Raw genomic sequence first — 20,734 nt, 5'->3', positions numbered from 1 at the left:
AGCGGTACCCGGACGGATGCCCGCCGTGGGAGCGGCCATGGCCGCGATGCCTCCTGGAGATCAATCGCGGCCATGGCAGCTCCCACAGGGGAAGGACGGCTAACCCGGCCCCCAGATCATCGCGTCCAGGCTGGCGTCTGCGGCCGGCATCCTGACGCGGCCGTTCTCGACGACCACGCCCTCGGCGCGCAGGCGCTGGACCTGTTCGCGCCAGCCGGCCGAACCCTCGGGCAGGGCGATGCGGCCGTCGCTGCGCAGGATGCGGTGCCAAGGCAGTTTCGCGTCCTCGTTGCCGGACAGGATCCGCGCCACCAGCCGTGCCCGCCCGGGCAATCCGGCGCGGCGCGCGATGTGGCCGTAGCCGGCCACCTGCCCGCGCGGCACCGCGCGGATCGCGGCGAGGATGCGCTGCTCGGCGGATGCTTAGGCCATTGGGCTAGCATAGCGGCCATCCGCGACCAGGGCACACGAGCATGCAGAACTTCGAGCAGATCCGCCGCCACGTCAGCGCCGGCGACTATCGCGTCACCATGCAGGAGCCCTACGTCCTGTGCGTGGAGCTCTCGCTCGACGGCGGGCGCCGCCACCAGGCGATTTTCCTGTCCGAGCTGCACGACGACGACGGCCGCAACTACCTGCGAGTGAACACCGTGATCGCGCCGATCACCGGCGTCGACTGCCGCCGCGCGCTGGTGTTCAACTGGCAGAGCCGGATCGGCTACCTGGCCATCGACGAACTCGACGGCGTGCCCTACCTGCAGCTGTGCGAAAACCGCCCCTACGACGCGCTCACGGCGGCCGAGATCGACCGCCTGGTGCTCGAGATCGGTGGCATGGGCGACAGCCTGGAGCGGGCGCTGTCGGCGGAAGGGGATCTGCTGTAAGACCGGGGCCAGGGGAAAGCACTCGCCCTTCCTTGCAAGAAGAGGGCATGGGGTTTGCCCTTGCCAGCCCCTCGAAAGCTCGCGGCGGCTGAAGCCGCTCCCACGGGTCGGCGGGCTTTCAGACCCAGCCGGCCAGCGCAAACGCCTTGTAGAACAGGTACGCCACCGATCCCGCCGCGGGGATCGTCAGGATCCACGCCCAGATGATGCGCTCCACCGTGCCCAGCTTCACTGCGCGCGGGTTCTTGGCGAAGCCCACGCCCATGATCGCGGTGGAGATGCTGTGGGTGGTGGACACCGGCATGCCGAAGTGCGCGGCGACGGTGAGGATCGTCGCCGAACTGGTGTCGACCGCGAAGCCGTGGATCGGCTGCAGCTTGACCATCTTGTGGCCCAGTGTCTTGATGATGCGCCAGCCGCCCGATGCGGTGCCGGCGGCCATGACCACGGCGCAGGTCACCACGATCCACGTCGCCACGCCGGTGTCGCCCATGTTGTCCGGATGCATGAAGCCCAGCCATGCCGGCAGCTCGTCCAGCACGCCCGCGCTCTCCGCGCCGAGCAGGGTCAGTGCGATCACGCCCATGGTCTTCTGCGCGTCGTTGTGGCCGTGGGCGAAGCCCATGTAGGACGCCGACAGCACCTGCGCGCGCAGGAACACGCGGTTGACCCAGCGCGGCCGCACCATCCGCGCCAGCACGCCGCCCACGCGCTCCATGCCGGAGATCAGCGCCCACAGCACCATCATCATCAGCATGCCGAGCAGGAAACCCGCCACCGGCGAAACCACCATCGGCATCAGCACCTTCCACACCAGGCCCTTGTTGGCCGCCCAGTGGCCGAGATTTTCCGACCAGATCATCGCGTTCCAGTCGTTGCCCGACGCCGCCAGCGCCACCCCGCACAGGCCGCCGATCAGGGCGTGCGAGGACGAGGACGGCAGTCCGAACCACCAGGTGATCAGGTTCCAGACGATCGCGCCCAGCAGCGCGCAGAGGATCACCTGCGAGGTGGCCTCCACCACGTCGGTGTTGATGATGCCGGTGGCGATGGTCGCGGCCACCGCGGTGCCGGTCAGCGCGCCGATCAGGTTCATCACCGCCGCCAGGCTCACCGCCTGGCCCGGCGACAGCGCCTTGGTCGCCACCGAGGCGGCGATGGAGTTGGCGGTGTCGTGGAAGCCGTTGATGAACTCGAACACCAGCGCCACCAGGATGACCACCAGCACCAGGGTCAGCATCGCGCGGCTCCGTCAGTGGAGGCGGTGCCGGCCACGCGCTGCGGCGCACCGGGTTGCGCTCGGGTGTGCAGGCCATCCATCACGATCGTCCCCGTCAGCTGTTCTTGAGCACGATCTGGTAGACCACCACGCCCGCCTCGCGGCAGCGGTCGATGGCCTTCTCCAGGATCTCGAAGAACTCCTTGAGCAGGAACATCTGCAGTGCGTCGAGGTTGCCGGAATAGATGTCCCGGTACAGCTCCAGCATCAGCCGGTCGGCTTCGTTCTCCAGCGCGCGCAGCTTGTCGTTGAGCGCGCTCATGCGGTCCAGGTCCATGCGCTTGAGCTCGTGGACCATCTCCACCACCACCGAGGCGGCCTGCTCGAGCATCGCCGCGCGCGGGGCGAAGTCGATGTGCTCCAGGTGCTGCAGCGCCAGCGAATAACGGTCGGCGAACTTCTCGATCTGCTTGGGGATTTTGTACAGCGCCGAGCCCAGGGTCTCGATGTCCTCGCGCTCGATCGGGGTGATGAAGCTGTCCACCAGCGCGTGGCTGATCCGGTCCGACGCGCTGCGCTCGCGCACGCGGGCCAGCTTGAAGGCGTCCAGCGCAGGCTGCCGGTCGGCCTCCTTCATCATCGCGTGGAGGGCCTTGGCGGCGTCGTAGGCCGCGTCGGCCGACTCGTCGAGCAGGTCGTAGAACTGTTTCCCGGAACCGAAGATCGTCTGCAGTGAGAACATCGTGGGGCGTCCCTGTGCGGGCCTGCGTTCGAAGCGAAGGCGCGATTATGACCGGAAAATGACGGCAGCCGAAGCCGAAGGCCCACCCGCGCCGCCTCCGCGGCGCGGCGCGGCGCCCCTGCCCGCGGCGCGGATCCCGCCGACGCCCCTGCTATCATGCGGCCGCGCCCCCGAGGCGCAGCTATGGACGAACCACCGCCTCCCCCGCCCGATCCACGCCCCGGCACCGGCCTTCCGGCTGCCGCGCACGCGGCCATCCGCAGCGGGGGGCGCCCGTGATCGAACTGCTGGTCGTCGCCGCCCTGATCGTGCTCAACGCCTTCTTCGCCATGTCGGAGATGGCGCTGATGACCTCGCGCAAGTCGCGCCTGCGGCAGATGGGCGATGCGCCGGGCAACCTCGGCCGCGGGGCGCGCAAGGCGCTGGCGCTGGCCGAACAGCCGGACAACCTGCTGTCGACGGTGCAGATCGGCATCACCATGATCGCGATCCTCACCGGCGTGCTCGGCGGCGACTCGATCGGCGAAAAGATCGCCACCTGGTTCACCGGCGCGTTCCCGCAGCTGGGGCAGTACGCGCATACCATCGGCCTGGTCATCGCGGTGGGCCTGATCACCTCCGCGTCGGTGGTGTTCGGCGAACTTATCCCCAAGCGCCTGGCGCTGACCAATTCCGAGCGCATCGCCAGCATGGTCGCGATGCCGCTGGACCTGCTGGCGACCGCCGCCAAGCCGGTCGTGTTCAGCCTCGGCGCGATCAACCGCGGCGTGCTGCGCCTGCTCGGCATCCGCGACGACGCCCGCAACGCCATCACCGAGGAAGAGATCCGCCTGCTGGTCAGCGAGGGCCACGAGCAGGGCGTGATCGACGCCGACGAACGCAACATGATGAACCGGGTGATGCGCCTGGGCGATCGCGACGCGGAAAACCTGATGACCCCGCGCACCCGCATCGTCTGGCTGGACGCGTCCGAAAGCTACGAGGAAAACCTGGCCACCATGCGCGCCACGCCGTTCTCGCGCTATCCCGTCTACCGCGGCAGCGACGAGGAAGTCCTCGGCGTGCTGGAGGTCAAGTCGCTGCTCGACCGCCTCGACCAGCGCGAGCAGGACCTGTTCCGCGACCTGCGCGAAGCATTGTTCGTCTCCGAGTCGACCCCGGCGCTGAAGCTGCTGGAAATCCTGCGCGAGGACCGGCAGTCACTGGCGATGGTGGTCGACGAGTACGGCGACATCACCGGCCTGGTCACCATCAACGACGTGGTCGAAGCCGTGATCGGCCGCACCCAGGGCAGCAACGGCGGCGACGCCGCACCGCTGGTGGTCGTGCGCGACGACGGCTCCCTGCTCGTCGACGGCGGCCTGACCGTCGACAACCTGCGCGAACTGCTCGGCACCGGCCTGCTCCCGCTCGAGGAAGAGCACGACTACCACACCGCGGCCGGCATGATCATCGCCCAGTTCGGGCGCATCCCGAACGTCGGCGAGCACTTCGAATGGAACGGCTGGCGGATCGAGATCGTCGACCTCGACGGCCCGCGCATCGACAAGCTGCTGCTGCAGCGCCTGCCCGGGGCGGCCGCGCACGATGCGCAGTGACGCGCCTGGCGAGCCGCCGCGCGACGACAGGCCCCGGCCACCCGGCACCCGCCTGCTGCTGGCCGCGCTGACCGCCGGCGATCCGGACGAGACCCTCCGTTTCGCCGACGTGTTCGCCGGGCTTGGCGAGCGCGCGTTCGGGATGCTGCTGTTCGTGGCCACCCTGCCCGCCTTCATCCCGATTCCCGGCGTCGGCGGCGCGGTCAGCGGACCGCTGGTGATGCTGATCGGCCTGCAGCTGCTGGTCGGCCGGCGCACGCCGTGGCTGCCGCGATTCATCGCCTGCCGCGGGCCGCACCGGCGCGCGCTCGCGCGCTTTGAACAGCGCCTCGCCCCCTGGCTCACGCGGCTGGAGCGGCTGGTCAGGCCGCGGATGTCCTACCTGCTCAACCATCGCGTCGCCGGCATGTTCAGCGGCCTGCTGCTGGTCCTGCTCGGCCTGCTGCTGGCGCTGCCGATTCCGTTCACCAACTACGTCTTCGGCGCCCTGCTCCTGCTGTTCGCCCTTGCCCTGCTCGAACGCGACGGCGCGCTGATGTGCGTGGCCTGGAGCCTGGGTGCGGCGGCGGTGGCGGTGTTCGGCGTGCTCAGCGGCGCGCTGGCGGCAGCGGCGGCGGAGTGGATCGGGCGGCTGGGCTGATCGGGGAAGCCCCGGCTGCGGGCCGCGTGCCTCCGGGACGGAGCGGTTTGCACGCATCCCTTCTTCGGGAATCTTTCACCCGGCGTCCGCTATAAGGGTCGCCGCTGCGTACGACGCGCGGTCCACCCACAAAAGGAGTTGCATGATGATGATGAAGAAGATCCACGCCATCGCACTGGTGGCCCTGATGCTGCCCGCTTCCGCGTTCGCGCAGGAGCTTCCCAACCGCGGCGCGCAGGACGAGGGGCTCGGCAAGGACACGGTGAACGCGCTGTCCGCGACGCTGTCGTCGCACAGCGCCGTGCGCAGGCTGCTGGCCGACGACCAGATCACGGTGTCCGCCATGCGCTGGGGTCCCGGCGAAGGCACGGTCTGGGTCTACCGGACCAATGAAATCGGCGGCAAGAGCGGCTACCAGCACTTCGCCGTGCGCGTGTACATGAAGCAGGCGGCGCCCGGCCAGGTCGAGTTCAAGACACAGGTGTTCTGCGATGTCGGTAGCGACCGGTTCCTGCAGATCACGGCCGACCGCTGCGAGCGGATCAAGTCGGATTTCGCCCCGAAGCTCGTGGCCGACCACCGCCAGGACTTCATCGCCTTCATCGGCGGCGAGAACACCACGCCGGCGCAGATCAGGGCCGCGGGCGGCGCGATCCACGACGCGCTGGCGGCGATGACCGGCAGCCCGGTCGCCGCCACCGGCAGCAGCGGCAAGTCGGAAACCGTACCCGGCCAGATCGACTGAAACCAGGCCAAGGTTGCAAGCCACGACGGCCGCGGATCGCGGCCGTCGTCATTTGCTGCCGGCAAACCTGACACGCTGCGCGACGGAAATCGCGCCGTCTCAGTCGAGCAGGCGCATGAAATCCTGCGTCGTCATCGGGTGCCCCAGCCAGTAACCCTGGGCGAGGTCGCAGCCGCGTTCGCGCAGGATGTCGTACTGGCCTTCCTTCTCCACGCCCTCGGCGACGACGGTGATGCCCAGCGAGTGGGCCATGGCGATGATGGCGGTGGTCAGCGCCAGGTCGTCGGGGTCGCGCAGCACGTCGGCGACGAAGCTGCGGTCGATCTTCACCCCGTCCACCGGCACGCGGCGCAGGTGGCTCAGGCCGGAGAAGCCGGTGCCGAAGTCGTCCAGCCACACCTTCACACCGGTGCTGCGCAGGCGCCCGAGCAGGGTGCTGGCGCGGATCTCGTCGCCGATCACCGCGGTTTCGGTGAGTTCGACGTGCAGGCGCGATGGGTCGAGGCCGGTTTCGGCCAGTGCCTGCGCGACCTGTTCGGACAGGTCGCCGTTGCGCAGCTGCCGCGGCGAGACGTTGACCGACACGAACAGGCCGTCCGCGCCCGGATGCTCCTGCGACCAGCGCATGGCGTCGACGCAGGCGGCGCGCAGCACCGCCGGGCCGAGGGTCTCGATCAGGCCGCTCTGCTCGGCGACGTCGATGAACACCGAGGGCGCGATCGGCCCGTGCTCGGGGTGCTGCCAGCGCAGCAGCGCCTCGGCGCCGGCCAGCTTGCCGTCCGACAGGCCGAACACCGGCTGGTAGACCAGGCTCAGCTCGCCGCGCTCCCACGCACCGCGCAGGTCCTGCTCCATGTGCACGCGCCGCTCCACGGCCTGGTCCATGGCGCGGCTGTAGAAGCGGTGGCAATTCTTGCCGGCGACCTTGGCCTGGTACATGGCGATGTCGCCGTTCTTCATCAGCATCGCCGCGTTGGACGCGTCGTCCGGGAACAGGGTGATGCCGATCGAGGTGCCGAGGAACACTTGCCGTCCGCGCACCATGATCGGCCGGCTCAGCTCCACCACCAGCGCCTCGGCCAGGCTGCTGGCGTCGTCGCGGATGCCGCTGTCGCCCTCTTCCGCCGACTCGAGCAGGATCACGAACTCGTCGCCGCCGAAGCGCGCCAGCGTGCTCCTGCCGTTGCCCGAGTGCTCCATTACTTCGCGGATGCGGCTGGAGAACTGCACCAGCACTTCGTCGCCGGCGTCGTGGCCGAGGGTGTCATTGACGCGCTTGAAGTCGTCGATGTCAGCGAACAGCAGCGCCATCTGCCGCGCCGCGCCGCGCACCAGCATCAGCTGCTGGTCGAGGTGCTCGCGGAAGGCCAGCCGGTTCGACAGGCCGGTGAGTGCATCGGTGTAGGCCATGCGGCGGATGTCGCGGTCGTGGCGCACGATGCTCTCGCCCATGCGCGAGAACGCGCGCATCAGGTCGCCGATCTCGTCGTGGCGCGGCGAGGTCGGCACTTCGGTGGCGAAGTTGCCGGCCTCGATCTCGCGCGCGGCGTTGGCCAGCTGCCGGATCGGCCGCACCAGCGCGCGCTGCACGACCAGGCTCACCAGCACCCCGATCGCCAGCAGCACCACCAGCATCAGCAGCACCCACAGCGCGTGGTGGCGGCTGATCCGGTCCATCCTGTCCTGCATCGCGGCCGTGGCACGCGCCTCGTCGGCCACGACCGAGGCGAGCGAGTAGCCGATGCGTACGCCACCGATGCGCTGGTCGCCGATGCGCACCGGCGCCGACACGTCCAGGAGCTTGCTGGTCACCTGCACGTGCGGGCCACGCGCGGTGATGACTTCGTAGGCCAGCTGGTCCTGCATCACCTGCCCGTAGGTGGCGATGTCGCTGCTGCCGTCATGGATGACCGCGCCGCTGTTGTCGTAGACGATCGCGTAGACCACGTCTGATTCGTGCAGCACGCTGCGCAGGATCTCGCCGATCGCGTCGAGGTCGAAGTAGTACAGCGGGTTGACCAGCGAGTCGGCCAGCTGCGAGGCGGCCGCTTCGCCGCGCGCACGCACGCGGCTGGAAACCAGCGCGTGCACCGAGTCCTTGTTCAGCGCGATGACCTCGCGCTGCATCGTCGCCTGCCGGTGCAGCATCACCCCGACCACGCCCAGCATCACCACCAGCACGGCGGCGGTCAGCATCAGGAAGCGCGGATAGAGGCCGTGGCGCAGCTTCATTCGATCTGCTGCCCTACCCGCACGATGCCCTTGCGCAGCGCATCGAGTGCCTGCACGTCCTGCGCGTCGATCGGCAGGAAACGGGTGGTCTTGAAGAAGCGCAGCAGCGGCTCGCGCGCATCGGGGTCGTTCGCGGCCTCGACCAGCACCTCGCGCAGGCGGTCGCGCACGCGCGCGTCGAGGTCGGCGCGCACCATCTCCACCGCGCGCGGATAGTCGTTGGTCTGGTGGACGATCTTCATCGCCCGCCGGTACGCCGGCGGCATGCGCCTGGGGTTGTCCCAGTCCAGGTTGCTCATCACCCCGGCGTCGACCAGCCGCTTGTCCACCCAGGTCGAGATGTTCAGTTCCGAGCGCGCGAACAGGTAGCCGACCGAACCCGCAGGCGGGCGGTCCATCGGCGAGAGCAGGATCTCCATCGGCAGGTCGAGGCGCAGGATCTCCGTCGCCGGCACGAAGTAGGCGCTGGTGGACGCCGCGTTCTGAAACGCGATGCTGCGCCCGCGCAGGTCCTTCAGCGAATCGATGCCGCTGTCGCGGCGGGCGAAGAAGACGGTGTGGTAGCGGTTGACGCCGTTGCGCTCGGTCAGCAGCAGCGGCTGCGCATGGGCACCCTGCTGCAGCTGCATCGCGGTGCCGGCGGTCTCGGTCACCCAGTCCACGCGCCCGCGGCGCAGGTAACTGGCCATCTGCTGCGCGTCGCGCGCCATCAGGATCCGGCCCTCGGTGATGCCCACGTCGCGCATCCGCGGGACCACGTAGTCGAGCAGCGGCTTGAGCTGTTCGTAATGCGCCTGCGGGTTGTCGCTGATGCGGCCGAGCACCAGCACGTGGCCGTCGTCGTCGGCCATCGCGGCCTGGGAGAATGCGAACCCGAGCAGGCTGGCCAGCAGCAGTCTGCACATACGGGCTAGCGGTTTGGCCAAGTTCGCGGCACCGGGCGGCTGGGACCCAGCGAGCCTAGCCCAAATGCGGCCTGCTGGCACGCATCCGGGGCACCCGCGGGCACGCACTCAGCGGCGCCCGCCGGCGAGCCGGGCCATGCGCTGGGCATCGGCGAGGATGCCGCGCAGCAGCCGCACTTCGCGCTCGTCGAGTCCGCCGCGCAGGAACAGGCGCCGCAGCTTGCGCATCGCCGAATCGGGCGCCCTGCCCTTGTGGAAATCGATGTCGTCCAGGGTCTGCGCCAGCTGTTCGAACAGTCCTTCCATCTGGGCGTGGCTGGCCGGCGGATCCGGATGGCCCGCCTGCCCGTGCCCGCCGGCCGAGGCCGGTGCGTCCTGTTCCAGCAGCGCCAGCCGCAGTTCGTAGGCCAGCACCTGCACGGCCGCGGCGAGGTTGAGCGAACTGTAATCCGGGTTTGCCGGAATATGCACGGCGGCATGGCACAACTGCAGTTCGTCGTTCTCCAGCCCTGTGCGCTCGCGGCCGAACACCAGCGCGACCTCGCCCCCGGCCAGCGCCGCGTCGCGCGCCCGCGCCGCTGCCGCGCGCGGCGGCAGCTCCTCCAGCGGCACGCGCCGGCTGCGCGCGGTGCAGCCCAGCACGAGGTGGCAGTCGGCCACCGCTTCAGCCAGCGTCTCCACGCGCGATGACGCCGCCAGCACGTCGTCCGCGCCGGCGGCCAGCGCCTGCGCATCGGCATGCGGAAAGCGCTGCGGCGCCACCAGCACCAGCCGCGCCAGTCCCATGGTCTTGAGCGCCCGCGCCGCCGAACCGATGTTGCCTGGATGCTGGGTGCCGACCAGCACGATGCGGATACGGTCCGCGGGTGCCGGATCGCGCGATGGCCGCGATGGATCCTGATTCATCCGTGAATGGTAAACTGCGCGCCCGGCCCTGGCGCCGGTCCCGTTCTTTTCCCTCCCGATCCCCGCCTGCGCCCGGAGCTGTCCGCGATGCAACAACCCGCTGTCAATGTCATGGTCAAGGCGGCGCGCGCCGGGGGCAACATCCTGCTGCGCCACATGCACCGCCTCGATGCGCTGAACGTGGTCGAGAAGGAGCGCATGGACTACGCCAGCGAGGTCGACGGCCTCGCCGAGGAGGCGATCGTCAAGGAATTGCGCCGGGCCTACCCCGAGTACGCCGTGCTCGGCGAGGAAGGCGGTACGCAGAAGGGCAGCCGCGGCCCCAGCCGCTACACCTGGGTCATCGACCCGCTCGACGGCACCAGCAACTACCTGCGCGGCTTTCCCCACTGGTGCGTGTCGATCGCGCTGTGCGAGGGCCCCGAACCGGTCCAGGCCGTGATCTTCGACCCGCTGCGCAACGAGCTGTTCACCGCCAGCCGCGGCAGCGGCAGCCAGCTCAACGAACGCCGCGTGCGCGTCGGCGAGCGCAGGGAGATCGCCGGCGCCGTCATCGGGACCGGCTTCCCGCCGCGCGAGCGCAAGCGTGCCGAGGCCCAGCTCAAGTGCATCGGCGCCCTGCTCGGCACCGCCGAGGACATCCGCCGCACCGGCTCGGCCGCGCTCGACCTGGCCTACGTGGCCTGTGGCCGCAGCGACGCCTATTTCGAGTCCGGCGTGCAGCCCTGGGACATCGCCGCCGGCATCCTGCTGGTGCGCGAGGCCGGCGGCCGCGTCAACGACTTCCGCGGCGGCGCCACCGGCCCGCTGCACATCGAAACCGGCCCGCGCCACCTGGTCGCCGGCAACGTGCGCATCGTGGACCCGCTGCTGAAGACGATCACCTCGTCGGGCTACCTGCAGGCGTTTTCCTGATCACTGCCCGGTAGCAGGCCGTCGCGGGATACTGTGAGGCCTTATGGGAGCGGCCATGGCGGCGCCCGCAGTGCTCCCGCAGCACACCGCGGTAACCCACACGAAAAAAGGCCGCGCAATGCGCGGCCTTTTCCCATCCGGCAAAAGCCGGCCGTCACGGCCGGCGCGCCAGCGCCTCCAGGTCCTTGGCCTTCGGCATCAGGTCCTGCTTGCTCACCTTCAGCGGGCCGATGGTCAGCAGCGGGCAGGCGATGAAGATCGAGGAGATGGTGCCGATCACGATGCCCATCATCTGCGACAGCGCCATGCCTTCCAGCGAGCCGCCGCCGTAGATGTACAGCGCCAGCGCGCTGAGGAACGCGACAAACGAGGTGATGATCGTGCGCGACAGGGTCTGGTTGATCGAGCGGTTGAGCAGTTCCACCGGCTCCACGCGCAGGTTGCGGAAGTTCTCGCGCACGCGGTCGAACACCACGATGGTGTCGTTGATCGAGAAGCCCATCACCGACAGCAGGCCCGCCAGCACGGTCAGGTCGAACTCGCGCCCGGTCAGGGCGAAGAAGCCGGCCACGATCAGCACGTCGTGCAGGGTAGTCATGATGGCGGCGACCGCGAACTTCCATTCGAAGCGCATCGCGATGTAGATCAGGAAGCCGACGATCACGAACAGCAGCGCCCACACGGCGTTGCGCGCCAGATCCTTGCCGACCTGCGGGCCGACGAACTCCGAACGCGTGATGTGCGCCGGGTTGTCCGCCGAGTTGACCGCTTCCAGCACCGCCTTGGCGGCGGTACTGGAGGCCGCGGCGGTGTCCTGCCCCTCCTCGGTCTGCAGGCGCACCAGCAGGTCGCTGCCGCTGCCGTAGGTCTGGACCTGCGCACCGTCATAGCCGGCCTCGGCCAGCTGGTCGCGGACGTGGTCGACGTTGGCGGGGCGGTCGAAGCGCAGTTCGACCAGCGTGCCGCCGGTGAAGTCGAGCGCGTAGTTGAAGCCCTTGAAGGCCATCGCCCCGGCCGCGATGACCGCGAGCGCGACGGCCAGGCCGATCGAGACCCAGCGCAGCCGCATGAAGTCGACGTTGGGGCTGGCCGGAATGAGATGCAGCGGGAAAAGTTTCATGGTCGTATCCGGTTCCGGTCAGATGGCGATCGTCTTGATCTTCTTGCGACGCGCGTAGATCAGCGTTGCAAGGCCGCGCGAGACGGTCACCGCGGTGTAGAGCGACGCGAGGATGCCGACGATCATGGTGACCGCGAAGCCCTTCAGCGGGCCGGTGCCGAACGCGAACAGCGCCACGCCGGCCAGCAGCGCGGTCATGTTGGAGTCGAAGATCGTGCCCGAGGCGCGGTCGTAGCCCACGGCGATCGCGGTCTTGGCGGGCATGCCCGCCCGCAACTCCTCGCGTATGCGTTCGTTGATCAGCACGTTGGCGTCCACCGACATGCCCACCGACAGCGCCAGGCCGGCGAAGCCGGGCAACGTCATGGTGGCCGTGAACAGCGACATCACCGCCACGATGATCACCAGGTTGAGCAGCAGCGCGATGCAGGTCAGCAGGCCGAACGTCCGGTAGTAGATCAGGAAGAACGCCAGCGCGAACACGAACGAGAACACCACGGCCTTGGTGCCGCGAGCGACGTTGTCCTTGCCCAGGCTGGGGCCGACCACGCGTTCCTCGACGAAGTCCATCGGCGCGGCCAGCGAGCCGGCGCGCAGCTGCAGCGCCAGGTCCTGCGCGAACTGCGCGCTCTCAAGGCCGGTGGTCTGGAAGTTCTTGCCGAACACGCCCTGGATGGTGGCGGCGTTGATCACTTCCTCGGTGGTGCGGGTGGTGCGCACTTCCTGCCCGTCGATGACCTTCACCTCGGGGATGCGCTCGATGTAGACCACCGCCATCTGCTTGCCGACGTTCTGGCTGGTGAAGTCGAACATGCGCTGGCCGCCGGGGCCGTTGAGCGTCACCGACACCGCCGGCGTGCCGCTCTGCGGGTCCATCTGGTAGCGCGCGTCGACCAGCTGCTCGCCGGTGGCGATCACGCGCTTGCTCAGCAGGATCGGCATCGGCTTGCCGTCCGGGCCCAGGTCCTTGCGGTAGTACACGCGCGCGTCCGGCGGCACGTTGCCGCTAGCGACGGCGTCGTAGGGGTTGCCGTCGACCACGCCGCGGTATTCCAGCGTGGCGGTCGCGCCGATGATGCGCTTGGCCTGGGCGGTGTCCTGCACGCCCGGCAGCTCGACCACGACGTTGCTGGCGCCCTGGCGCTGGATGATCGGCTCGGCCACGCCGAGTTCGTTGATGCGGTTGCGCAGGGTGCCGACGTTCTGCTCGATCGCGTTGGAGACGATCTCGTTGACCTCCGCCTCGGGCACGCGGGCGGTGACCTTGTTGCCTTCAGAGGAGAGCTGCATCGTCGGCAGCGCCTTGGCGATCGCGTCGCGCGCGGTGGCGGCGTCGACGCCTTCTCCCAGGGTGGCGACGATGGTGCCGCCGCTGCCGACGCGTTCGACCGACTCGTAGCCCACGCGGCCGTCGCGCAGGGCCACGCGGATGTCCTCGGCGTAGGCCTCGAAGCGCTTTTCCAGCGCCGCCTTCTGGTCGACCTGGAGCAGGAAGTGCACGCCGCCCTGCAGGTCGAGGCCGAGCAGCATCGGCCGTGCGCGCAGTGCCTCCAGCCAGGAAGGCACCGTCGATGCCAGGTTGAGCGCCACCACGTAGTCGTCGCCCAGCGCCGGCCGCAGGGTGTCGGATGCGCGGGTCTGTTCGTCCAGGCCCGGCAGGCGGACCAGCATGTTGCCGTCCTCGATTTCGACCGACTTGTTCGCGATGCCGGCGTCGGCCAGGGTCTTCTCGACCTTCTGCCGCAACGCGTCGTCGATGCTGCCGCCGCGGTTGGCGGTGATCTGGACGGAGGGATCCTGCGGATAGATGTTGGGCAGCGCGTACAGCGTGCTCACCAGCACCACGATCAGGATGACGACGTACTTCCAGCGCGGGAATTCAAGCATCAGTGCGTTTCCAGGGCATCGCGCGGTCCGGCCCCGGGGGCCTTCGGCGCGACGTTGCGGTCAGTGCCGGGCACGGCTGGCGCCGCGCCCGGTGGAGGGTGGATCAGGCGGACTTGAGCGTGCCCTTGGGCAGCACGTTGCCGATGGCGGCCTTCTGCACGCGCACGCGCACGTTGTCGGCGATCTCGACGGTGATGAAGCTGTCGCCGATCTCGCGCACCACACCGGCCATGCCGCCGTTGGTGATGACCTCGTCGCCGTTGCCGAGCTTGTCGAGCATGGCGCGGTGTTCCTTGGCGCGCTTCATCTGCGGGCGGATCATCAGGAAGTACATCACCGCGATCAGCACGATCGGCATGATCAGGAAACTCAGGCCACCGCCCTGGGGCGCTTGCCCGGCCTGGGCGTATGCGGGGGAGATCAGCAGGTCGAGCGGATTGAACACGTTCATCTGGGGTTCCACGGGCAAAATAGCGGGGAATTATGCCACGGCGGCGGCCGCGAAGCCGCGCGGCGGCTCCCCGGGCCGCGATTCCGGCCATGCCCGGCCGCAGGTGGCACCGGGGCAGCAATGGACTCCGCGCGCCGGAGAAGGTTCCGCTGGGGGCGCATCCGGCCGGTCATGGAGCATGCCTTGCCGCACCGGGTCCTGGCGGGCAAGGCGATCGCGGCCGTGGCCGCTACCCGCTACAGCGGGCGGGGCCTCAGCCGCCGGCCGGCCGGCGCGCGGCGTGGAACGCGTCGCGGAAGGCGGCGAAGCGGCCTTCCTCGATCGCCGCGCGCATGCCGACCATCAGCGACTGGTAGTACCAAAGGTTGTGCAGGGTGCCGAGGATCGGGCCCAGCATCTCGTTGCAGCGGTCCAGGTGGCGCAGGTAGGCGCGGCTGAAGCCGCCGGTGCAGGCCGGGCAGCCGCAGCCTTCCTCGATCGGCCGCGTGTCGCGCTCGAACTTCGCATTGCGGATGCGCAGCGTGCCGGTGGAGGTGAAGTAATGCCCGTTGCGCGCGTTGCGGGTGGGCATCACGCAGTCGAACATGTCCACGCCGCGCGCCACCGCCTCGACCAAGTCCTCCGGCCGGCCCACGCCCATCAGGTAGCGCGGGCGGTCCCCGGGCAGCTGCGGGCAGGTGTGCTCCAGCATCGCGTTGCGCTCGGCCTCGGTCTCGCCCACCGCCAGGCCGCCGACCGCGTAGCCGTCGAAGCCGATCGCCTTCAGCCCCTCGGCCGAGCGCGTGCGCAGGTCGCGGTGCACGCCGCCCTGGACGATGCCGAACAGCGCCGCGTCGTTGCCTTCGTGCGCCTTCTTCGAGCGTTCGGCCCAGCGCAGCGACAGCTCCATCGAGCGTTCGATCACGCGCGGGTCCACCGGCTTGCCGTCGACGTGCACCGGCGGGCACTCGTCGAAGATCATCACGATGTCGCTGCCCAGTACCTTCTGGATGCGCATCGACTCCTCGGGGCCGAGGAAGACGCGGCGGCCGTCGGTGGGCGCGGCGAAGGTCACGCCCTGCTCGGTGATCTTGCGGCGATGCGCCAGCGAGAACACCTGGAAGCCGCCCGAGTCGGTGAGGATCGGGCCGTCCCAGCGCGCGAAACCGTGCAGGCCGCCGTGCGCTTCGATCACCTCCAGCCCGGGCCGCAGGAACAGGTGGAAGGTGTTGCCGAGGATGATCTGCGCGCCGAGGTCGCGCACCTGCGCGGGCAGCATGCCCTTGACCGTGCCGTAGGTCCCCACCGGCATGAAGGCCGGCGTCTCGACGGTGCCGCGCGGGAACGCGAGCCGGCCGCGGCGGGCGGCGCCGTCGGTGCCGAGCAGCTCGAAGGACATGCGGCTCACGTCGACTCTCCATCGCCGTCATTCCCGCGAAGGCGGGAGCCCGGCGTCTTTCGAGCCGCGATCTCCCGCGTGCCGGGAAGGAAAACCACTGGATTCCCGCGTTCGCGGGAATGACGGTCGAGAGCGCTCATCCGGCATGCTCCGGCCACAGCAGCATCGCGTCGCCGTAGGAGAAGAACCGGTAGCGCTCGCGCACCGCGTGTTCGTAGGCGGCGAAGATCCGCGCCTTGCCCGCGAACGCCGACACCAGCATCAACAGCGTCGACTCGGGCAGGTGGAAGTTGGTCAGCAGCGCATCCACCGAGCGGACGCGGTAGCCGGGGAAGATGAAGATCCGGGTCTCGCCGGCGAACGGCTGCAGCTCGCCGTCGGCCAGCGCCCCGCTTTTACGCCAGGCACTCTCCAGCGCACGCACCACCGTCGTACCCACCGCGATCACGCGGCCACCGGCAGCGCGCGTGCGCCGCACCTGCTCGACCAGTTCGGCGCCGACGTTGAGCCATTCGCTGTGCATCTGGTGCCGGGCAATGTCGTCCACGCGCACCGGCTGGAAGGTGCCGGCGCCCACGTGCAGGGTGACGTGGCCGAACTGCACGCCGCGTTCGCGCAGCGCGTCGAGCAGGGCGTCGTCGAAGTGCAGGCCCGCGGTCGGCGCGGCCACGGCGCCGATCCTGCGCGCGAACACGGTCTGGTAGCGCTCGTCGTCGTCGGCGCCGGGCTCGCGGCGGATGTAGGGCGGCAGCGGCAGGCGGCCGGCGCGCAGCAGCCAGGCTTCCAGCGCGTCGCCGACTTCGAACCGCAGGTGGTAGAACTCGCCCTCGCGGCCGAGCACCTCGGCCTCGCCGCCGGCGTCGAGTTCGATCCGCCCCCCGGGCTTGAGCGGCTTGCTCGCGCCCACCTGCACCCGCGCTTCGTTGCCGGGCAGCAGGCGCTCGATCAGGATCTCCACCCGTCCGCCGCTGCCGGCCTTGTGGCCGAACAGCCGCGCCGGGATCACCCGGGTGTCGTTGAACACCAGCAGGTCGCCCTCGCGCAGCAGCCCGGGCAGGTCGCGCACGTGGCGGTCGTCGAAGGCGCACTCGCCCGGCGGCACCACCAGCAGGCGGCTGGCCGAGCGCTCGGGCAGCGGCGCCTGCGCGATCAGCTCGGCGGGCAGGTCGTAGTGGAAGTCGGATTTCTTCAAGGCGGGCATGGCGCTGCGTGGGCGCGCATTGTAAGCGGCGCGGCATGGAGCATTCCCGTTGTGGGATCCCTTGTGGGAGCGGCCATGGCCGCGATTGCCCTGGATGCCGGACCCGGCCCGGATCGCGGCCATGGCCGCTCCCATAAAGCCTGCAAAGGTCCACAGGGACTCCCGGTCAGCGCTCAAACTTGGTCGACAGCACCAGCGACGAGGTGGTGCGCTCGACGCCGTCCAGCGCGCCGATCCGGTCGGTGAGCGCGTCCATGTCGCCGATCGTCGGCACCATTCCCACCGCGGCCAGGTCCCAGATGCCGCTCACCGACTGCAGGCTGCGCACCTCGGGCATGCGCTGCAGTTCCTCGACCACGGCGGGCATCTGCTTGGGATACACGGTGATCATGATCAGCGCGCGTACCTGCTCGCGCTCGAAGTCGTCGCCGACGCGGACGGTGTAGCCGGCGATCACGCCGCGCCGCTCCAGGCGCTCGATCCGGCTCTGCACGGTGGTGCGCGAAAGCTGCAGGCGGCGCGCGATCTGGGCGGTGGACGTGCGGGCGTTCTCGCGCAGCAGCGACAGCAGGGCCTCGTCGGCGTCGGTCAGCCGCATGGCACCCTCCCGGTTCGTCGATTCGACGAAATCTACATGAATTCTGCGCAGATCGCACCTGTTAACCGACGAACAGATGCCGATAATAGAGGGCTGGCCATCGCCCGTGCGGCACCGGCCCCACCCCGCAACGGAGGATCCGCATATGTCGCAGACCAACCCGCTCGCCGACAGGCTCGCCCCGCTCCGCGCCCACAAGGGCAAGCGCCGCACCACCGGCCTGGACGACGCGACGCTGGCGAAGTTCGCCGCCACCCATCCCGAACTCGAAGCCGCCGTCGATGCCGCCGTGGCCGAATACGCGCGCATCAAGGGCGACCTCACCGACCTGCTCGACCTCGACGAGGACGCCCAGGTCCAGGCGGTGCAGGCCGGCTTCGTCAACTTCTACCCGCAGGACGGCGTGAACCCCTACATCGCGCTGGCCGCGCGCGGGCCGTGGATCGTGACCCTCAACGGCGCCGTGCTGTACGACACCGGCGGCTACGGCATGCTCGGCTTCGGCCACGCGCCGCAGGCGATCATCGACGCGATGGCCAAGCCCCAGGCGATGGCCAACATCATGACCCCGAGCCTGTCGCAGCTGCGCGCCGAGCGCGCGCTGCGCAAGGAAATCGGCCACAGCCGCGGCGGCAAATGCCCCTACTCCGCCTTCATGTGCCTCAACTCCGGCTCCGAGTCGGTCTCGCTGGCCGCGCGCATCGCCGACACCAACACCAAGGCCATGACCGACGACGGCGCCAGGTACGCCGGCCGCAAGGTCAAGCGGCTGGTGGTCAAGGGCAGCTTCCACGGCCGCACCGACCGCCCGGCGCTGTATTCGGATTCCACCCGCAAGACCTACATGAACTTCCTCGCCAGCTACCGCGGCGAGGACAGCGTGATCGCGATCGAGCCCTACGACATCGACGCGCTCAAGCAGGTCTTCGCCGACGCCGAGTCCAACGGCTGGTTCATCGAGGCGATGTTCCTGGAGCCGGTGATGGGCGAAGGCGACCCGGGCCGCGCGGTGCCGGTGGACTTCTACGCCGCCGCGCGCGAGTTGACCAAGGCGCACGGCTCGCTGCTGCTGGTCGACTCGATCCAGGCCGGCCTGCGCGCGACCGGCACGCTGTCGGTCGTCGACTATCCCGGCTTCGAAGGCCAGGAAGCGCCGGACATGGAGACGTACTCGAAGGCGCTCAACGCCGGCCAGTACCCGCTGTCGGTGCTCGCGGTGAACGAGCGCGCCGCCGGCATCTACAGGCGCGGCACCTACGGCAACACCATGACCGGCAACCCGCGCGCGCTGGACGTGGCCTGCGTGGTGCTGGGCGCGCTCACGCCGGAACTGCGCGAGAACATCCGCAAGCGCGGCGAGCAGGCGATCGCCTCGCTGGAGAAGCTCAAGGACGAACTCGGCGGCCTGATCACCAAGGTCCAGGGCACCGGCCTGCTGTTCTCGTGCGAACTCGACCCGGCCTTCAAGGGCTACGGCGCCGGTTCCAGCGAGGAATGGCTGCGCGAACAGGGCCTGGGCGTGATCCACGGCGGCGAGAACTCGCTGCGCTTCACCCCGCGCTTCGAGGCCGACGAGAACGAGATCGAACTGATCGTGTCGATGGTCAAGCGCGCCCTGCTGGAAGGCCCGCGGCAGAAGCAGGCCGACGCGGCCTGACCGCACGGCAAGATCGCGGAACCGGGAAAGGCCGGGGCAACCCGGCCTTTCCCGTCTCCCGATTCTGCAGGAGCGGCTTCAGCCGCGAGCTTTTGCATGTGGCACGCAGGAACGAAAGAACTCGCGGCTGAAGCCGCTCCTGCATCCCAATGAAGCACGGCCCTGTGGGCGCGCGCGACACGCGCCGCCACGCTAGACTTCGCCGCATGAAAATAGTCGAAGTCCGCCACCCGCTGGTGCAGCACAAGCTCGGCCTGATGCGCCGCGCCGACAACAGTACCAAGACCTTCCGCGAACTGTCGGCGGAAGTCGCCACGCTGCTGACCTACGAGGCCACGTCGGACCTGGAAACCGAGGACGCCGAGGTAGAAGGCTGGGCCGGGCCGGTGTGCGTGCGCCGGATCAAGGGCCGCAAGATCACCCTGGTGCCGATCCTGCGCGCCGGCATCGGCATGCTGCCGGGCGTGCTGGAGCTGATCCCCGCCGCCAAGGTCAGCGTGGTCGGCATCAAGCGCGACGAGGCCTCGCTGCAGGCGATACCCTACTACGAGAACCTGGTCGGCGACATGGCCGACCGCACCGCCCTGATCCTCGACCCGATGCTCGCCACCGGCGGCACCCTGATCGCCACCGTCGACATGCTCAAGGCCGCGGGTGCACCGCGCATCAAGGGCCTGTTCCTGGTCGCCGCGCCGGAGGGCCTGAAGGCGCTGGAAGCCGTGCACCCGGACGTCGAGGTCTACACCGCCTCGATCGACGAAAGGCTCAACGAGAAGGGCTACATCCTGCCTGGGTTGGGCGACGCCGGCGACAAGATCTTCGGCACGCGGGTCTGATCCGGCCAGCACGCATGCGAACGCTTGCGATCACCTTCCTGTCGATCGTCCTTCTATGCGCGTGCCGTGCCGCGCCGCCGGCAGATCGCCCGGACCGCGTGTTGTTCGTGGGCAACAGCCTTGTCTACGTCGGGAACCTGCCGGCGGTCTTCTCCGCGCTGGCAGCGGCAAGCGGCCACGCCGTCCACAGCGACATGATCGTCAAGGGCGGCGCGACGCTCGAAGAACGCGTGGCTGACGGGTCCGTTGCACGCGCGCTGTCGAAACATGCCTACACCACGGTGGTCCTGCAGGAGCGTGGCGGGGACTTGATGTGCGCATTCGGTCCGGACTCGTGCATCCGCTCCCGCGAGGCGGTCAAGTCCCTGGCGGACCTCGCCCGGAAGAAGGGCGCGCGCGCCGTGCTGCTGGGAACCTACCAGTCCCTTCCCGCCCCGTCCCGCAGACTGGTTGAGGCGGAAGCTTCCGCGGCAAACGATGCCGGCATCCCGTACATCGAAGTCTCCGGGCAGTTGCAGCGCCTGCGCGCCGCCGAGCCGGGGTTCGCATGGTTCTACATGGACGGCATGCATCCGGGAAAGGACCTGGTGCTGCTGGACGCCGTCCTTCTCTACCGCGACGCGTTCGGCTCGCTTCCCGACACCCCTGACTTCACCGTCGATGCCCCGATCTACACCAGCGACAGTGGCCTGACGCCGGAATTGAGGCCGGCAGGCGCCCCGCCGCCCAAGGCTGGCACTCCACACGGCACCTCCTATGCAGCCGCCACGATCGACAGGCTGCTGTCGGTCATCGGACAGGACAACGACTGACCGATCCG

General features: G+C 69.3%; 20 protein-coding genes. 8 read left to right on the top strand and 12 right to left on the bottom strand.

The features are described from left to right. Positions 1 to 99: 99 nt before the first annotated feature. Positions 100 to 405 carry an MGMT family protein gene (locus ABD679_RS11805; protein WP_344760269.1) on the bottom strand — a complete coding sequence of 102 codons (306 nt, stop codon included), beginning with the start codon at positions 403 to 405 and terminating at the stop codon, positions 100 to 102. 68 nt (positions 406 to 473) lie between these two features. Between ABD679_RS11805 and ABD679_RS11800 the strand changes: the two genes are divergently transcribed. Beyond that, on the top strand, positions 474 to 884 hold the full coding sequence (locus tag ABD679_RS11800) for a hypothetical protein (RefSeq protein ID WP_344760178.1): 411 nt from the start codon (positions 474 to 476) through the stop codon (positions 882 to 884). Between the two features lie 118 nt (positions 885 to 1,002). Here the strand turns inward: ABD679_RS11800 and ABD679_RS11795 are convergent, their stop codons facing one another. Beyond that, the gene (locus ABD679_RS11795) at positions 1,003 to 2,124 is read right to left on the bottom strand and encodes an inorganic phosphate transporter (RefSeq protein WP_344760177.1); all 1,122 of its coding nucleotides are present in this window, start codon (positions 2,122 to 2,124) and stop codon (positions 1,003 to 1,005) included. A gap of 94 nt (positions 2,125 to 2,218) precedes the next feature. Further along, a complete protein-coding gene (locus ABD679_RS11790) occupies positions 2,219 to 2,845 on the bottom strand; it encodes a DUF47 domain-containing protein (RefSeq protein WP_344760176.1) in 627 nt (208 codons plus the stop codon). A gap of 275 nt (positions 2,846 to 3,120) precedes the next feature. Between ABD679_RS11790 and ABD679_RS11785 the strand changes: the two genes are divergently transcribed. The 3 genes from ABD679_RS11785 to ABD679_RS11775 all read left to right on the top strand — a co-directional run bounded on the left by ABD679_RS11785 (position 3,121) and on the right by ABD679_RS11775 (position 5,828). Further along, entirely contained in the window at positions 3,121 to 4,443 is a 1,323-nt protein-coding gene (locus ABD679_RS11785; RefSeq protein ID WP_344760175.1) for a hemolysin family protein, read from the top strand. Continuing rightward, a complete protein-coding gene (locus ABD679_RS11780; RefSeq protein ID WP_344760174.1) occupies positions 4,433 to 5,083 on the top strand; it encodes an exopolysaccharide biosynthesis protein in 651 nt (216 codons plus the stop codon). The genes ABD679_RS11785 and ABD679_RS11780 overlap by 11 nt, the downstream gene beginning before the upstream one ends. Before the next feature lie 145 nt (positions 5,084 to 5,228). Then, a complete protein-coding gene (locus ABD679_RS11775; protein WP_344760173.1) occupies positions 5,229 to 5,828 on the top strand; it encodes a hypothetical protein in 600 nt (199 codons plus the stop codon). Positions 5,829 to 5,927: 99 nt separating this feature from the next. Here ABD679_RS11775 and ABD679_RS11770 read toward each other — a convergent pair whose 3' ends face one another. The 3 genes from ABD679_RS11770 to ABD679_RS11760 form a co-directional block, all read right to left on the bottom strand. Beyond that, positions 5,928 to 8,060 carry a putative bifunctional diguanylate cyclase/phosphodiesterase gene (locus ABD679_RS11770; RefSeq protein ID WP_344760172.1) on the bottom strand — a complete coding sequence of 711 codons (2,133 nt, stop codon included), beginning with the start codon at positions 8,058 to 8,060 and terminating at the stop codon, positions 5,928 to 5,930. Further along, on the bottom strand, positions 8,057 to 8,965 hold the full coding sequence (locus tag ABD679_RS11765) for a phosphate/phosphite/phosphonate ABC transporter substrate-binding protein (RefSeq protein WP_425561894.1): 909 nt from the start codon (positions 8,963 to 8,965) through the stop codon (positions 8,057 to 8,059). The genes ABD679_RS11770 and ABD679_RS11765 overlap by 4 nt, the downstream gene beginning before the upstream one ends. Positions 8,966 to 9,073: 108 nt before the next feature. Next, a complete protein-coding gene (locus ABD679_RS11760) occupies positions 9,074 to 9,871 on the bottom strand; it encodes an RNA methyltransferase (RefSeq protein ID WP_344760171.1) in 798 nt (265 codons plus the stop codon). Positions 9,872 to 9,958: 87 nt separating this feature from the next. Here ABD679_RS11760 and ABD679_RS11755 point away from each other — a divergent pair, with 87 nt between their 5' ends. Beyond that, positions 9,959 to 10,786 carry an inositol monophosphatase family protein gene (locus tag ABD679_RS11755; protein ID WP_344760170.1) on the top strand — a complete coding sequence of 276 codons (828 nt, stop codon included), beginning with the start codon at positions 9,959 to 9,961 and terminating at the stop codon, positions 10,784 to 10,786. 154 nt (positions 10,787 to 10,940) lie between these two features. Here ABD679_RS11755 and secF read toward each other — a convergent pair whose 3' ends face one another. The 6 genes from secF to ABD679_RS11725 all read right to left on the bottom strand — a co-directional run bounded on the left by secF (position 10,941) and on the right by ABD679_RS11725 (position 17,421). Next, positions 10,941 to 11,906 carry a protein translocase subunit SecF gene (secF, locus tag ABD679_RS11750; RefSeq protein ID WP_344760169.1) on the bottom strand — a complete coding sequence of 322 codons (966 nt, stop codon included), beginning with the start codon at positions 11,904 to 11,906 and terminating at the stop codon, positions 10,941 to 10,943. An 18-nt stretch (positions 11,907 to 11,924) separates the two neighbouring features. Continuing rightward, the gene (gene secD / locus ABD679_RS11745) at positions 11,925 to 13,793 is read right to left on the bottom strand and encodes a protein translocase subunit SecD (RefSeq protein WP_344760168.1); all 1,869 of its coding nucleotides are present in this window, start codon (positions 13,791 to 13,793) and stop codon (positions 11,925 to 11,927) included. Positions 13,794 to 13,896: 103 nt separating this feature from the next. Then, positions 13,897 to 14,244 carry a preprotein translocase subunit YajC gene (gene yajC, locus ABD679_RS11740; protein WP_344760167.1) on the bottom strand — a complete coding sequence of 116 codons (348 nt, stop codon included), beginning with the start codon at positions 14,242 to 14,244 and terminating at the stop codon, positions 13,897 to 13,899. A 253-nt stretch (positions 14,245 to 14,497) separates the two neighbouring features. Then, entirely contained in the window at positions 14,498 to 15,622 is a 1,125-nt protein-coding gene (gene tgt, locus ABD679_RS11735) for a tRNA guanosine(34) transglycosylase Tgt (protein WP_344760267.1), read from the bottom strand. A 136-nt stretch (positions 15,623 to 15,758) separates the two neighbouring features. After that, positions 15,759 to 16,814, bottom strand: coding sequence for a tRNA preQ1(34) S-adenosylmethionine ribosyltransferase-isomerase QueA (queA, locus tag ABD679_RS11730; protein ID WP_344760266.1), 1,056 nt, complete (start codon positions 16,812 to 16,814; stop codon positions 15,759 to 15,761). A gap of 175 nt (positions 16,815 to 16,989) precedes the next feature. Continuing rightward, positions 16,990 to 17,421, bottom strand: coding sequence for an Lrp/AsnC family transcriptional regulator (locus ABD679_RS11725; protein ID WP_344760166.1), 432 nt, complete (start codon positions 17,419 to 17,421; stop codon positions 16,990 to 16,992). 145 nt (positions 17,422 to 17,566) lie between these two features. Between ABD679_RS11725 and ABD679_RS11720 the strand changes: the two genes are divergently transcribed. The 3 genes from ABD679_RS11720 to ABD679_RS11710 all read left to right on the top strand — a co-directional run bounded on the left by ABD679_RS11720 (position 17,567) and on the right by ABD679_RS11710 (position 20,726). Continuing rightward, positions 17,567 to 19,078, top strand: coding sequence for an aminotransferase class III-fold pyridoxal phosphate-dependent enzyme (locus ABD679_RS11720; RefSeq protein WP_344760165.1), 1,512 nt, complete (start codon positions 17,567 to 17,569; stop codon positions 19,076 to 19,078). A 206-nt stretch (positions 19,079 to 19,284) separates the two neighbouring features. Next, positions 19,285 to 19,914, top strand: a complete 630-nt coding sequence (upp, locus tag ABD679_RS11715) for a uracil phosphoribosyltransferase (protein WP_344760164.1) — start codon at positions 19,285 to 19,287, stop codon at positions 19,912 to 19,914. Positions 19,915 to 19,928: 14 nt separating this feature from the next. Next, positions 19,929 to 20,726: an SGNH/GDSL hydrolase family protein gene (locus ABD679_RS11710; RefSeq protein WP_344760162.1), complete on the top strand. Its 798-nt coding sequence runs from the start codon at positions 19,929 to 19,931 to the stop codon at positions 20,724 to 20,726. Positions 20,727 to 20,734: the final 8 nt, after the last annotated feature.

Origin of the sequence: Luteimonas lutimaris (assembly GCF_039537065.1) — a bacterium.
Lineage (GTDB): Bacteria > Pseudomonadota > Gammaproteobacteria > Xanthomonadales > Xanthomonadaceae > Luteimonas > Luteimonas lutimaris.
The sequence above is the reverse complement of the archived record's forward strand: the minus strand, read 5'-3'. Positions and strand labels throughout refer to the sequence as shown.